General features: G+C 68.7%; 11 protein-coding genes and 1 pseudogene. 9 read left to right on the top strand and 3 right to left on the bottom strand.

The features are described from left to right. Positions 1 to 485 (bottom strand): annotated as a pseudogene (locus D7Y15_RS21960) (hypothetical protein); the annotation flags it as partial. Positions 486 to 668: 183 nt separating this feature from the next. Between D7Y15_RS21960 and D7Y15_RS21955 the strand changes: the two are divergent. Further along, positions 669 to 1,655 (top strand): hypothetical protein, encoded by a 987-nt coding sequence (locus tag D7Y15_RS21955; protein ID WP_120575547.1) that lies wholly within the window; start codon positions 669 to 671, stop codon positions 1,653 to 1,655. Between the two features lie 60 nt (positions 1,656 to 1,715). Here D7Y15_RS21955 and D7Y15_RS21950 read toward each other — a convergent pair whose 3' ends face one another. Together D7Y15_RS21950 and D7Y15_RS21945 are read right to left on the bottom strand one after the other, a co-directional pair. Further along, positions 1,716 to 2,387: a DsbA family protein gene (locus tag D7Y15_RS21950; RefSeq protein ID WP_121753812.1), complete on the bottom strand. Its 672-nt coding sequence runs from the start codon at positions 2,385 to 2,387 to the stop codon at positions 1,716 to 1,718. Between the two features lie 195 nt (positions 2,388 to 2,582). Beyond that, positions 2,583 to 3,602, bottom strand: coding sequence for a RimK family alpha-L-glutamate ligase (locus D7Y15_RS21945; protein ID WP_120575549.1), 1,020 nt, complete (start codon positions 3,600 to 3,602; stop codon positions 2,583 to 2,585). 77 nt (positions 3,603 to 3,679) lie between these two features. On the opposite strand from D7Y15_RS21945, the gene D7Y15_RS21940 reads away from it, so the two are divergent. The 8 genes from D7Y15_RS21940 (at position 3,680) to ileS (ending at position 13,054) form a co-directional block, all read left to right on the top strand. Next, positions 3,680 to 5,116 carry a sigma 54-interacting transcriptional regulator gene (locus D7Y15_RS21940; protein ID WP_172812962.1) on the top strand — a complete coding sequence of 479 codons (1,437 nt, stop codon included), beginning with the start codon at positions 3,680 to 3,682 and terminating at the stop codon, positions 5,114 to 5,116. A gap of 168 nt (positions 5,117 to 5,284) precedes the next feature. Beyond that, positions 5,285 to 6,076, top strand: coding sequence for a TadE family protein (locus tag D7Y15_RS21935; protein WP_120575550.1), 792 nt, complete (start codon positions 5,285 to 5,287; stop codon positions 6,074 to 6,076). A 5-nt stretch (positions 6,077 to 6,081) separates the two neighbouring features. After that, positions 6,082 to 7,752: a pilus assembly protein TadG-related protein gene (locus D7Y15_RS21930; protein ID WP_121753811.1), complete on the top strand. Its 1,671-nt coding sequence runs from the start codon at positions 6,082 to 6,084 to the stop codon at positions 7,750 to 7,752. Beyond that, positions 7,752 to 8,744, top strand: a complete 993-nt coding sequence (locus D7Y15_RS21925) for a pilus assembly protein (protein WP_121753810.1) — start codon at positions 7,752 to 7,754, stop codon at positions 8,742 to 8,744. Before D7Y15_RS21930 ends, D7Y15_RS21925 begins: the two co-directional genes overlap by 1 nt. Positions 8,745 to 8,746: 2 nt before the next feature. Continuing rightward, positions 8,747 to 9,076, top strand: a complete 330-nt coding sequence (locus D7Y15_RS21920) for a hypothetical protein (RefSeq protein ID WP_120597884.1) — start codon at positions 8,747 to 8,749, stop codon at positions 9,074 to 9,076. Positions 9,077 to 9,089: 13 nt separating this feature from the next. Then, positions 9,090 to 9,779 carry a hypothetical protein gene (locus D7Y15_RS21915; protein WP_121753809.1) on the top strand — a complete coding sequence of 230 codons (690 nt, stop codon included), beginning with the start codon at positions 9,090 to 9,092 and terminating at the stop codon, positions 9,777 to 9,779. Between the two features lie 30 nt (positions 9,780 to 9,809). Next, positions 9,810 to 10,106 carry a hypothetical protein gene (locus D7Y15_RS21910; RefSeq protein WP_014400417.1) on the top strand — a complete coding sequence of 99 codons (297 nt, stop codon included), beginning with the start codon at positions 9,810 to 9,812 and terminating at the stop codon, positions 10,104 to 10,106. Between the two features lie 53 nt (positions 10,107 to 10,159). Then, complete coding sequence (gene ileS, locus D7Y15_RS21905; protein WP_121753808.1) at positions 10,160 to 13,054, top strand: isoleucine--tRNA ligase; 2,895 nt, start codon at positions 10,160 to 10,162, stop codon at positions 13,052 to 13,054. Positions 13,055 to 13,063: the final 9 nt, after the last annotated feature.

Raw genomic sequence — 13,063 nt, 5'->3', positions numbered from 1 at the left:
GCGGGGGCGGGCCGCGAGGGGGCGATGTTGTTGCGGCCGCCAGGGACCGCGGAGGCCGAGTGGCTGTTGCTCCAGCGGTAGCCCCGGGTGCCGCGGTCGTAGCTGTAGCCCGCGCCCCACGAGCCCTGCGGATAGAAGTCGTGCTGGTGGCGGCCGTGGAAGTTGCAGTACGCGCCGCTGGGGGTGGGGTGGTAGTCCCAGTACCAGACCACCGTCGGGCCCCGGTAGTAGTAGACGTCGTCCGTGTAGACGTAGGACGCCTGGGGCGGCTGGTAGTCGTGGACGTGGGCGTAGTCTTCCGGGCACCAGCCGCCGCCGTAGTCGTCGGGGACGGGGTGCGCGCCGGCGAACCGGTACTCCACCACGGCGGCGGGGGCGATGTAGGCCGCGCGGCGGACGACGGGGCGGTGCGAGTGGGCCTCGACGACACAGCCCGTCCCCATCAGCAGGGCCACGGGGACGACCAGGGCGAGCAAGCGGTTCATGAAGAGTCTCCTGTCGCGGAAGTGGACCCTCAAAGCATCCCGCTTCGCAACCTCTGCCCCCCATGACGGCCCGCTGCCCCGGAAATTCACCCGGGACGCCTGCCCGCCGGGAAGGGAAGGGGCCCGCCTGATATGACACCCGGGTCGCGGCCCCTGGGGCGCCGCGCCTTGGGAGGCATACGGATGTCGGATGTGGATTTCGGACGCGCGATGGGGGCGTCCTGCGCGCTGCACCCGGGGCGGGAGGCCACGGGCACCTGCGCCCGCTGCGGCAACTTCACGTGCGACACGTGCAGCCAGAACGGCGCGTCGCCCCGCTGCCCCACGTGCCGGGAGCGCTCCGGCGCCACGTTCCCGCTCCAGCGGGAGAACTGGAACTTCAGCAAGCTGTGGGACGTGTGCTGGGCGGCGTTCCAGCGCGAGTGGGGCATGTTGTCGCTCGCGGTGTTGATCACCCTGGGCGTGTCCCTGGGCGCGAACCTGCTCGTCAACGTGGCCACGGGCATTGGCGCGGCGGTGGACAGTGTCGTCGTCGCCGTGGTGCTGAGCGTGGTGGGGCTCGTGGCGCAGCAGCTGGTGCAGGGCCTGGTGCAGCTGGGCCTCTTGCGCGTGTGCTTCGACGTGCTGCACGGAGGCCGCGCGGACGTGGCGCGCCTCTTCAGCCAGATGCACAAGGCGGTGCCCTACACGCTGACGATGCTCCTCGTCTTCGCCATCGTGATGGTGCCGCTGGCCCTGCTGAGCGTCCTGGTCATCCTCGCGCTCGTGGGCACGGGCATCCTGAGTGGCGTGGACCTGAACTCCTCATCGGACCAGGTCTGGAGCGCGCTGGCGCCCATGCTCGGCGTGATGGGGCTGGGGTTCCTGGTGCTGCTGGGGCCCATCGCGTACCTGGTGCTGCCGCTGTACCTGGTCCAGCCGGAGCTCGCGTACGAAGAGGTGCCGCCCTCGCCCGTGGAGGTGCTGCGCCGCAGCTGGGAGGCCGCGCGCGGTCAGCGCCTGAGCATCCTGGGCGTGGGGCTCGCGGGGGGCGCCGTCATGGTGGCGGGGTTCTTCGTGTGCTGCGTGGGCTTCATCCCCGGCATGGCGCTGGCCCAGCTGCTCATCGCGGGGATGTTCCTGTCCATGCGCTCCCCGCGGGAGGACGCCGCGGAGTCCTTCCCGGGCTGAAAAGCCGAGGGAAGCAAGGCGGCGCGCCTTCGCGAACAGGGCGAAGGCGCGCGGGCGACCTCAGTGCACCAGCCGCTCGGAGAAACCCGAGCGCGGTGTGACGACCTTGCCCAGGCACGCGAGGATGTGCTCGCGGTACTCGGACAGCTCGCGCAGGCCGCACAGCATCCACCGGCCGCCAATCACCAGCGAGGGCACGCCGCGCACGCCGCGGCTGCCGGCCAGCCGGTGCTCGTCGTAGATGAGCCGGCGCGTCTCTTCTGAACGGAAGGCCGCGGAGAACTGGTTCATGGACAGGCCCACGCGCGACGCCAGCTCGAACACCACATCCGAGCGCGACACGTTGACGCCCTGCTCCAGCGCGGCGCGCTGCATGGACCGGGCGAGGAAGGCCCGCGCCTGCGGTCCCTGCAACCGCGCGGCTTCCAACGCCGCCAACGCCGGCACGCTGGAGCGCGGCGGATCACCGCCAAGCCACAGGTCCGTGGAGAGCAGCGAGGCCGTGGGGTCGGGTTCGCGCTGCGCGCGCTTCACCTCTTCCACCAGCCCGCGCACTTCGCGCTCCGTGGGCAGTACGTCGTGCAGACGCAAAGGGTAGGGACGCACGCTCCAGCGGACGGCATCGCCAAACTCCTGGCGAAGCACTTCCAACCGTTGGTCGGCGAGGTAGCACCAGGCGCAAAGCACATCCTGGTAGACGGTGATCTGCAGCGGCTTGTGCAGCGTTTTCATCGGGGGTCGCCAGATTAGAGGCGCATCCCCACCGCTGCCAACACCCCTGGACAATCCCCGCCCGAAGGCATTCCCGTATTCCTGAGGAGCATCCAAGGCACCGTGCGCACCGTGAAGTCCCGCACGCATGCCATGGAGCAGGCGGGCAGGCACGCAGGTGCTGCTCGCGTGCCTGCTTTCAACACAACATCTGGATCAGGAAGCGCGGCCTGCCCGTGCGCGCAACGCGCTGCCCCGGGTCCCCGCGTACACCAACGCGTGCTCCACGATGTGGCCCGCGATGTCCTGACCGGTGGCGCCCTCCAGGCCCTCGAAGCCGGGGCTGGAGTTGATCTCCATCAGGCGCGGGCCTTCGCGGCCCTCCAGCATGTCCACGCCCGCGACCTCCAGGCCGATGATGCGCGCAGCCTTCACCGCGGCCTCCATGTAGTCCGAGGACAGGGTGATGGCGCGGCCCTCGCCGCCGCGGTGGATGTTGGAGCGGAACTCGCCCTTCTTCGCCTTGCGGCGCATGGCGCCCACCACGGTGTCGCCCACCACCAGCGCGCGCACGTCGCGGCCCTCGCTCTCCGCGACGAACTCCTGGAGGACGATCTCCTGGCCCAGGTCCCAGAAGGTGTCGAGGATGGTCTGCACCTCCGGCAGCGTGTGGGCGATCATCACGCCCACGCCCTGGGTGCCCCTGATCAGCTTGATGATGACGGGCAGTCCGCCCACCTCCTGCACCAGCTTGCGCACGTTGCCGCGGTCGTGCGCCATCACCGTGCGGGGCATGTCCAGGCCCGCGCGGGCGAGGAACTGGAGCGCGCGCAGCTTGTCGCGGCTGCGCGCGATGGCCGTGGGCGGGTTGAGCACCGGCACGTCCATCATCTCGAAGTGATTCACCACGGCCAGGCCGTACGCGGTGATGGACGCGCCGATGCGCGGAATCACCACGTCCACGCCCTTCACCTCCGCGCCGCGGTAGGTCATGCGCGGCTGGCCCCGCGCCAGCAGCAGGCAGCAGCGCAGCGTGTCGAACACGAGCGCCCGGTGCCCCCGGGCCTTGATGGCCTCCACCAGCCGGCGCGTCGAGTACAGCGAGCGCTTGCGGGACAGGATGGCCACGGTCTTCTTCACGCGGGGCCGCTTGGGTCGCGGTGCGTCACCGCGCTCGGGTGCCTGTGCGCCAGGCGGAACCGGCGCCTTCTTCGGCTGGGCTTTTCGGGGGGGCATGCGGGGCGCGGGACACTAGCACGCACAGGCGTGGAGGCACGGCACGTGGGCACCCTTTGCTATCCTCGCGTTCACTGATGACCGCACCCAACCCGCATCCCGACGACATCCACACCAATCCAGGAGACGTCGGCCTCGAGCTGTCCTCCCAGTCCCCTCTGCTGGGGGAGACACTGGTGGTGGATCCGCGCGCCAGCGTGAAGATGCACAAGTGCCGGTTGCTGGTGACGTCGGGACCGGACACCGGGCGCTCCATGGTCAGTGACAAGGAGCGGCTGCGCTGCGGGGCCCACCCGGGCAACGACCTGGTGCTGGTGGAGGACCGCACCGCCAGCCGCCACCACTTCGAGGTGCAATACACCGAGCGCGGCCGCCTCCTGGTGGACCTGAACTCCACCAACGGCACCTTCCTGGACGGCCGCCGCATCGAACGGGCCTACCTGTCCCCGGGCTCGCAGATTCGCGCCGGCTCCTCGGTCATCACCTTCGCTCCCATGGACGAAGAGGTGGCGGTGGAGCCCGACCGCGAGGGCGAGCTGTGCGGCATGGTGGGCCAGAGCGTGAAGATGCGGCAGGTGTTCGGGCTCATCAAGCGCATCGCGCCCATGGACGTGTCCGTCATCATCCAGGGCGAGACGGGCACCGGGAAGGAGCTGGTCTCCAGCGCCATCCACGAGCTGTCCGGCCGCGAGAAGGGCCCCATGGTGGTGCTGGACTGCGGCGCCATCCCGCCCAACCTCATCGAGAGCGAGCTGTTCGGCCACGAGAAGGGCGCCTTCACCGGCGCCACGTCCAGCCGCCCCGGTGCCTTCGAGCGCGCGCAAGGGGGCACCATCTTCCTGGACGAGCTGGGCGAGCTGCGCCTGGACCTGCAGCCCAAGCTGTTGCGCGTGCTGGAGAACCGCGAGGTGCGCCGGGTGGGCGGCAACGACGTCATCGAGGTGGACTGCCGGGTCATCGCCGCCACCCACCGCGACCTGGTGAAGGAGATCGCCGCGGGCAACTTCCGCGAGGACCTCTACTTCCGCCTGTCCGTCATCCACATCCAGCTGCCGCCGCTGCGCCAGCGCCGGGACGACATCCCGCTCATCCTCAAGCGGGCGCTGGCGGAGCCGGAGGTGGTGGACACCCACGGCCGCAAGCGCTTCTCCGCGGAGGCCCTGGGGCTGCTCATGGCCTACCCATGGCCCGGCAACGTGCGCGAGCTGATGAACGTGCTCTCCCACGTGCTGACCTTCTCCGACGAGGGCGAGGAGATATTGCCCTCCCACCTGCCCCCGCGCGTCCGGGGCCAGGCCCGCGAGGGGCCGCTGCCCTTCAACGAGCACCTGGCCTTCAAGGACGCCAAGGAGCAGCTCCTGGAGAACTTCGAGCGCGAGTACGTCACCAGCGTCCTCACCCGCTGCGAGGGCAACCTGTCCCGCGCCGCCCGGGAGAGCGGGCTGCACCGCAAGTCCATCGAGCGGCTGGTGAAGAAGTATCAGCTCGACGCCAAGGGGCTGAAACCGCGCTGAAACAGCGTCGTTACACGGTTTCACTGAGGGTGTTTATTCCCCAGGAAGTTTTCACCGGGCCCATCCTCTGAGACAATCCCGGCCCCCCTTTCAGACCCCGACGCAGTGTGTCGGCGGTCACTTGACGGATACTGCGAGATTCCCCCATCCCGCAGGATGAGCCTCCGTATGAGCGCACGATCCCCCCGTGAAGCAGGCGAGTCCGGCCAGGCCCTGGTGGAGGCCGCGCTGTCGCTGCCACTGGTGACGTTCCTCATCCTGGGCGCGTTGCAGCTGTTCCTGATGATGCAGGCGCGGGTGATGACGCACTACGCGGCCTTCCGGGCGACGCGCGCGGGCAGCGTGGCGCACGGGGACTGCGAGCGGATGACCCACGCGGCCATCCTGGCGCTGATTCCGACCTTCCACTCGTTCATGGGGCAGGGGACGGGTTCGCTCAACGGTCCGCTGGCCCGAGGCGCGGGTTCGGACGCGCCCCGGCTCCTGGCGGAGGCGTTCGCGGCGCGGATGAACAACCGCTACTCGGGCCCGGGCCTGGACGGCGTGCACAACCGCAGCATCGTGTGGATCCAGCGGGACCTGGCGGGCGGCGGCGTGGACAGCCCGGAGGACAGCGACTTCGACCGGCCGGGCCACCTGCGGCGGCTGGAGGTACAGCTGGTGTTCTGGTACCCGCTGCGCATCCCGTTCGCCAACTGGGTGATGTCGCGCATGTTCCTGGCGCACTTCAACCTGCGTCCCTACACGGACGCGAACCCGCTCATCGTCGCCGAGCGCAACGCCAACTGGAACGGCAGTGACGTGACGGCGGTGCACGATCTGGACGGCGAGCTGGGCATGGAGCTGGCGGACCGCGTGCTCAACCGGCAGTACGTGTTCCCCATCATCACCACGTTCACCATGCGAATGATGACGCCCGTGAAGTCGCGTTTCTTCGCCACCATGGCCTGTCCCCGGTGAAAACGATGAAGCGCTCCTCCCCCCAGCGCGGTCAGACCCTGGTGCTGTTCGTCCTCAGCATGCTGCTGCTGTTGCTGATGGTGGCCCTCACGCTGTCGTTCACCATGAAGGTGCGCGAGCGCATCGAGGTGCAGACGGTGGCGGACGCGGCCGCGTACTCCAACGCGGTGGCCACGGCGCGCACGTTCAACACCATCGCCGTCAGCAACCGCGCGGAGATCGCCCACATGGTGGCGAACGCGGGCGCGGCCAGCCTCTTGAACTGGGCGAGCCTCTACCGCGGCGAGCTGAACGCGGCGAAGTTCGGTTACGCGGCGTGGGTGCCCGTCTACCAGGCGTTCGCCACCGCGGGCTGCCCCTGCGCCTGGTCCAACGGCTTCTGCGCCCGCATGTGCCAGTGCGGCATCCGTGGGGTGACGGACCTGGGCCGGCTGATGACCATGCTCCAGCGCGAGGACCTGCGTGTGGAGGCCGTCTTCCAGGCCCTGGACCCGATGGTGGGTCTGCAGATGCGCCTGCACCAGGTGGCGGCGGGCGCGCTGTACGCCTCCTCGTATGCGGACTTCAGGAGCCTCAAGGACAAGGTGAACGATCAGGGCTTCGCCAACGACATCTTGGGAGACCTGGTGGCGGGGAGGAACCCTCACGACGCGGGGTGGCTGGCGCCGTCCGCGGGCAACATCTCCAAGAAGGAGCTGGCGGACAACACGGCGTGCCTGGGTGGCGGCGCGGTCTGTGATCCGCTGCCGCTGACGGTGGCCCACAGCGTGGACGCGGCCATGGGAAGCCGTGGCTTCACCTTCGTCACGTCGCGGACCATCGAGCAGTACGTCGCGCACGAGGCGAACCTGGCCTTCGTCATCCTGCCGCCGGACATCGTCTCGCTCCCGCTCGCCGCGGGCACGTCCCACTTCGGCAAGCCGATCCTCCAGTACGGGCTCTTCCCCCCCTACGCTCCCGCCGTCACGGCCGAAGACGAGGGCGTCGTGGCCTTCATCTACAACCACATCGCGCATGGCGGTGGACCGCCGTGCCCGGTGATGGTGGGCGGTACGGTCCCGACCCTTGCCCTGTTCGCGGCCTCCGGTGGCGTCATGCCCACGCCCACGCATATGTGGTTTGGCGGCACGGACCCCGCGCCCTTCGCGCGGCACATGCTGGCGCCGTGTCTGGGCGGCCCGTCCAGCTGCCCGGGCATCTGGCCGCCGTTCCTGGACTACAACCTGACGGAGCTGTGGCCCAACGGCGCGGACAACAACTTCGGGCAGCCGAAGAACTTCGCGGTCATCCAGCGCGACCGCAGCACCATGTCCGCGATGGATCAGGACCCGTGGAACCTGGCGTTCCGCTTCCGCTTCAAGGCGGCCAATCCGAACCCGAACGCGGGCAAGTTCGACAACACCAGCGTCACCATGGCGGACGGCGTCACGCCGCTGGGCGTCCAGACGGCGTTGTCCACGGGCATCGCGTACTACCACCGTGGCCGCAGCCTGGGCGTCTCCCACTGGAGTGAGCCGCCCAACCTGCTCAACCCCTACTGGCGCGCCACGCTGGTGCCGGTGGACACGGACGAGTCGGGTCTTCAGGACGCCATCGACGCGTTGGGTTCCAGCTCTCCTTCCTCCGCCGCCACCATCCAGGAGTTGCGGCGCGTGGGCTTCAGGGGGTTCCAGTGATGCACAGCCATCTTCGTCGTCGCCGCCAGCAGGCGCGGGGCCAGTCCATCGTCGAGGCGGCCCTCGGCGTCACGCTGTTCATCACCATCCTGGTGTTCGGCATCCACTTCGCGGAGGTGGGCTTCCTGTCGCTGAAGGTGCAGGAGGCCGCGGTGTCCGCGCTGTGGAACGGTACGCACGGGGAGATGCACGACATCCCCGCGGATTACGGCTCCGCGCATGACTCCATGCAGCGCGCGGGCGAGGACGCGCAGGCGCGCTACGCGGACTTCAACGGCCTGTCGTCCGTCAACCACGGCGACACCATCACGCAGGTGTTCACGCAGGGCTCGGGCCTGCGCGTGAACTGCCGCCGGAACGGGGGCCTGGACTGGGACGGCCCCGTGCTGACCCGGCTGATCTACCGCGACGAGGGCGGCACGGCGTGCACGTCCCAGGCGAACCTGAGTTCCTGGAACATTCCCACCCGGTTCCTGGATCAGTCCTCGGAGACGGGCCTGTACAACGAGCAGCACCAGGAAGCGGCCAACGCCAACATCCAGGTGTGTGGCATTGGCCGCGCGGTGGGCGGTACCTGCCGGGGCAGCTTCTCCATGCTCGTGGATGACTGGGGCCTGTCGAACGAGTTCGAATCCTCTACCTGCTTGCTGTTCCAGGACCTGGCGCTGCCGTGCACCAACGGGCCGTTCTACGCGGCCACGAAGGGCGTCTACGAGCCCACCACGCTGCCCATCCCGACCTACGCCAGCTTCCTGGCCATGGATGCCCTCTTCATGAATCCGCTGCCGCCCCTGGTCTTGATGCAGCGGGAGAACACCTTCTGGATGAGCGCGGCGGGTGAGGAGAGCCAATTCATGCAGGCCTGGATCAAGCTGACGCCACTGGGCAATATTTGGAATACGTCGCCCGGCGCGCTGATTGGCATCACCACGCCCCATTACGGTCTGGGCTATCTGGACCGTAACGGCTGCTTCCTTGGAAAGGATTGCTGAAGATGAAGATGCGAAGCCTGCTGTCGGGTGGAGTGCTGGCGTTCGTGCTGGGTGTGTGTCTGACGGCGTCTCCCGCGCGCGCGGACAGCAACTCATGCAACACCGACTGCGCGACGAAGAACGGGGACACGCTCAACGCCTGCATCACCGCCTGTCCGGCGCCGAGCAGCCCGGGGTCCGCGAAGGACAGCAGCCGCACTTGCTCCGCGCGCTGCGCGCAGAAGTTCCAGGCCCAGTTCAACCAGTGCAAGTCCCGCTGCCCCAAGCCGGAGGGCGACACGGGTCCGAAGTCGGGCAAGTCCGTCAAGGCCGCGCGGTCGCACCGCCAGTAGGAAGGGACCGGAGATGAAGCGTGGAATCGGGCGCTGGGCCCTGTTGCTGGCGCTGGCGGGGGCCGTCCCCGCGTGGGCACAACGGGCCAACTTCACCTGGGACATCCCGAAGACCGTCAGCGTCGTGGACGTGCCGGGGCAGGTGGACGCCAATGGCGTGCCGGTGAAGCTGCTCGCGGTGCGCAGCAAGGAGAAGGCGCAGGTCATCCTCCAGAGCGTGGTGGACCGCTTCCAGTCCTGGGGCTTCTCGGTGCAGGAGGCATACAAGCAGCCGCAGCTCTTGCGCGAACCGATGGTGACGGGCCTCGACACGCGCAACTTCATCTCCTACACGGCCATCCTCCAGGTGAACCCGGACGGCACCACCACGGTGTTCCTGGGGCAGGCGAACCTGGGCGCGGCGAAGGCCCCGCAGCCCGCCGGGCTGCCCGTCTTCCCCGGCGGCTCCGGGGTGCTGACGGCGCAGACGGAGGGCTCGCACACGGTGAGCTACTCGGTGCCGGGCAAGACGACCGCGGACGTGGAGGCCTTCTACCGCGAGGTGCTCACCAAGGCGGGGTTCAAGGAGATCCAACCCCGCGTGTTCAAGTCCTCCACGGAGGAGGTCTCGCTCACCCTGGGCGTCACCAAGGAAGGTCCGGTGGCGGTGCGGCTGGTGCGCCGGGCCGTGGCGGCGGACGATGACATTCGCCCGGGCGAGTGACGCCATCGGGCAAGGGAAGACGAGAGCGACATGACGACGCGTATCGCGGTGAGGGGTTGGCTGGGACTGATGGCGTTGGGCGCGGTGCTGGTGGCGCCCCAGGCGCTCGCGCAGACGTGCGACGAGAAGTGCTCCATCAACGCCGGCCCCACGATGCAGGCCTGTGTGAAGAAGTGCTCCGCCAAGGACAGGAACTGCACGGACAAGTGCACGAAGGCGTTCCAGGCCGCGAAGGCGAAGTGCGCCAAGAAGTGTCCCAAGGGCAAGGGCAAGAACACGCCCCAGCCGCACACGCACGAACACGGCGACGACCACCACGACGAGTGAGTCCGCGGGTGTGATTGAAGGACCGGCGGGAGGGTGTTACGGGCGCTCAAGCCATGAGCGACGCCCCCTCCCGCAAGGATCTCGACGCCACCGTCCACCTGCCGCGCACGGAGTTCCCCATGAAGGGGAACCTGGGCCAGCTCGAACCGCGCCTGCTCGCCTGGTGGCGGGAGCAGGACGTGTGGACACAGTTGCTCGCGAAGAACGCGGGCCGTGAGCCCTTCGTGCTGGCGGACGGGCCGCCGTATGCCAACGGCCACCTGCACGCCGGGCATGCGCTCAACAAGGTGCTGAAGGACATCGTGGTGAAGTTCCGGAACCTCTCCGGACGCCCGTGTGACTTCATCCCCGGCTGGGACACCCACGGTCTGCCCATCGAGCAGGCGGTGGAGAAGCGCCTCAAGGAACAGAAGCTGGACAAGCGCACACTGTCGCGCGACGCGCTCTTGGAGCGCTGCCGCGAGTACGCGCTGGAGTTCGTGGACATCCAGCGCGCGGAGTTCCAGCGGCTGGGTGTTTTCGGAACGTGGGACGCGCCCTACCGGACGCTCGACTTCAGCTACGAGGCGCAGGAGGTCCGCGAGTTGGCCGCGTTCGCGCGCCGGGGCATGTTGTACCGGCGCAAGAAGCCCGTGGCGTGGTGCCTCCAGGACCAGACCGCGCTGGCGGAGGCGGAGGTAGAGTACGCGGAGCACACGTCTCCGTCCGCGTACGTGGCCTTCGACGCGGGGCCGGCGCTGGTGGACAAGCTGCCGCAGCTGAAGGGTCAGCGTGTGTCCTTCGTCATCTGGACCACGACGCCGTGGACGCTGCCGGCCAACCTGGCCATCGCGGTGAACGCCGAGTTCGAATACGTCTTCTACCGGCTGGAGGACCGCGTCCTCTGCGTGGCGAAGGACCTGCTGGCGAAGGTGCTGGCGGAGGTGAAGTCGGACGAACTCGCCGTGAAGCACGTGCAGCTGCCCACGGGCGAGGTGTCGTCTCCGGCGCTGGTGGATCCGTCCCGCATCCTCGCGTACGCGACGGGTGAGGACCTGGAGCACGTGACGTATCAGCACCCGTTCCTGGAGCGGCAGGGGCGCGTGGTGCTGGGCGAGCACGTCACGTTGGACGCGGGCACGGGGCTGGTGCACACGGCGCCGGGACATGGCCAGGAGGACTACGAGGTCGGCCTGAAGTACGGCCTGGACATCTACAACCCGGTGCGCGCGGACGGCCGTTACGACGACACGGTGGGCGAAGTTCTCGCGGGCCGGCGCGTGTTCGAGGCGAACCCGGTGGTGTTGGATCTGCTGGTGCAGCGGGGCGCGCTGCTCAATGACAGGTCGGACACCGTCACGCACAGCTATCCGCACTGCTGGCGCTGCCATCAGCCGGTCATCCAGGCGGCGACCTATCAGTGGTTCATCCCGATGGACGCGCCGTTCCACGGCACGCAGACGTTCCGGCAGGTGGTGCTGGAACAGGTGGAGCAGGTTCAGTGGGTGCCGTCGTGGGGGCAGTCACGCATCCGGGGCATGCTGGAGGGCCGTCCGGACTGGTGCATCAGCCGGCAGCGCAGCTGGGGCGTGCCGATTCCCATCGCGTACTGCGACGGGTGCGACGACGCGGTGGTGTCTCCGGAGGTGATGGAGCGGGTGGCGGCGGCGGTGGAGAAGGAGGGCGCGGGCGTGTGGTACCGCACGCCGGTGAAGGACTTCCTCGGGCAGGACTTCACGTGTCCGCGCTGCGGCAAGGGCGAGTTCCACCGCGAGACGGACATCCTGGATGTGTGGTTCGACTCGGCGTGCATGGCGTCCGCGGTGCTGGCGAAGCGGCAGCGTGTGCCGGCGGACCTGTTCCTGGAGGGGAGTGATCAGCACCGGGGCTGGTTCCATTCCTCGCTGCTGGTGTCAGTGGGCACGCGCGACGTGGCGCCCTACAAGGCGTGCCTGACGCATGGCTTCGTGGTGGATGGTCAGGGCGAGAAGATGTCCAAGAGCCGGGGCAACACGGTGGCCCCGGACAAGGTCATCCAGCAGTACGGCGCGGAGGTGCTGCGCCTGTGGGTGGCGGCGAGCGACTACCGCAACGACGTGCGCCTGTCGGACGCCATCCTGAAGGGGCTGTCGGAGGGCTACCGGAAGATCCGCAACACCCTGCGGTACGCGCTAGGCAACCTGCACGACTTCGACCCGGCGAAGGACGCGGTGGCAGGGGACAAGCTGTTGCCCCTGGACCAGTGGGCGCGCGGACGGCTGGCACAGGTGGCCGCGCGCGTGCGGCAGGCGTACGAGGATTATGAGTTCCACCTCGTCTACGCGACGGTGGTGGACTTCTGCGCCAACGACCTGTCGGCCGTGTACTTCGACATCCTGAAGGACCGGCTCTACACGGCGAAGCAGGACGGGCCTGCGCGACGTGGCGCGCAGACCGTGCTGCACGAGGTGCTCACGGTACTGCTGCCGCTCCTGGCACCGGTGATGAGCTTCACGGCGGAGGAGGCGTGGCAGCACCTGCCGGGCGAGCGCACGAAGAGCGTATTCCTGGCGGGCTTCACGAACGTGGGCGCCGTGATGCCGCCGGAGTTGGAGGCGCGCTACGCGAAGCTCTTCGCGGTGCGCAGCGCGGTACAGGGCGTGCTGGAAGTGGCGCGGCGGGACAAGCGCATCGGTGCTTCACTGGAGGCCCGCGTGGCGCTGAGCGCCACGGGCGCGGTCCGCGAGATGCTGGAGGCGCACCTCGCGGAGCTGCCCGGGCTGTTCATCGTGAGCCAGGTGGAGCTGGCGAATGATCCGTCTGATGCAGCGAAGGCCTTGGATGTTTCACAGACCTTCGGTGACGGCGCGTCGCTCTCCGTCGAGGTGCTTCCCGCACTGGGCACCAAGTGCCCGCGCTGCTGGGTGTATTCCGAGGCGGTGGGGCAGGGGGATGATGTCTGTCTCAAGTGCCGTGAGGCATTGAGCTGAAAGCAAGGC

This window comes from Corallococcus sp. AB030 (assembly GCF_003668965.1).
In the GTDB taxonomy this organism is placed as follows: Bacteria; Myxococcota; Myxococcia; order Myxococcales; family Myxococcaceae; genus Corallococcus; species Corallococcus exiguus.
This window is presented reverse-complemented; position numbering and strand designations above follow the sequence as displayed.

Bases quoted from the DNA above. Each gene is read 5' to 3' on its own strand.
- D7Y15_RS21955 (WP_120575547.1), top strand. From the start codon at position 669: ATGTCGGATGTGGATTTCGGACGCGCGATGGGGGCGTCCTGCGCGCTG.
- D7Y15_RS21950 (WP_121753812.1), bottom strand. From the start codon at position 2,387: ATGAAAACGCTGCACAAGCCGCTGCAGATCACCGTCTACCAGGATGTG.
- D7Y15_RS21945 (WP_120575549.1), bottom strand. From the start codon at position 3,602: ATGCCCCCCCGAAAAGCCCAGCCGAAGAAGGCGCCGGTTCCGCCTGGC.
- D7Y15_RS21940 (WP_172812962.1), top strand. From the start codon at position 3,680: ATGACCGCACCCAACCCGCATCCCGACGACATCCACACCAATCCAGGA.
- D7Y15_RS21935 (WP_120575550.1), top strand. From the start codon at position 5,285: ATGAGCGCACGATCCCCCCGTGAAGCAGGCGAGTCCGGCCAGGCCCTG.
- D7Y15_RS21930 (WP_121753811.1), top strand. From the start codon at position 6,082: ATGAAGCGCTCCTCCCCCCAGCGCGGTCAGACCCTGGTGCTGTTCGTC.
- D7Y15_RS21925 (WP_121753810.1), top strand. From the start codon at position 7,752: ATGCACAGCCATCTTCGTCGTCGCCGCCAGCAGGCGCGGGGCCAGTCC.
- D7Y15_RS21920 (WP_120597884.1), top strand. From the start codon at position 8,747: ATGAAGATGCGAAGCCTGCTGTCGGGTGGAGTGCTGGCGTTCGTGCTG.
- D7Y15_RS21915 (WP_121753809.1), top strand. From the start codon at position 9,090: ATGAAGCGTGGAATCGGGCGCTGGGCCCTGTTGCTGGCGCTGGCGGGG.
- D7Y15_RS21910 (WP_014400417.1), top strand. From the start codon at position 9,810: ATGACGACGCGTATCGCGGTGAGGGGTTGGCTGGGACTGATGGCGTTG.
- ileS (WP_121753808.1), top strand. From the start codon at position 10,160: ATGAGCGACGCCCCCTCCCGCAAGGATCTCGACGCCACCGTCCACCTG.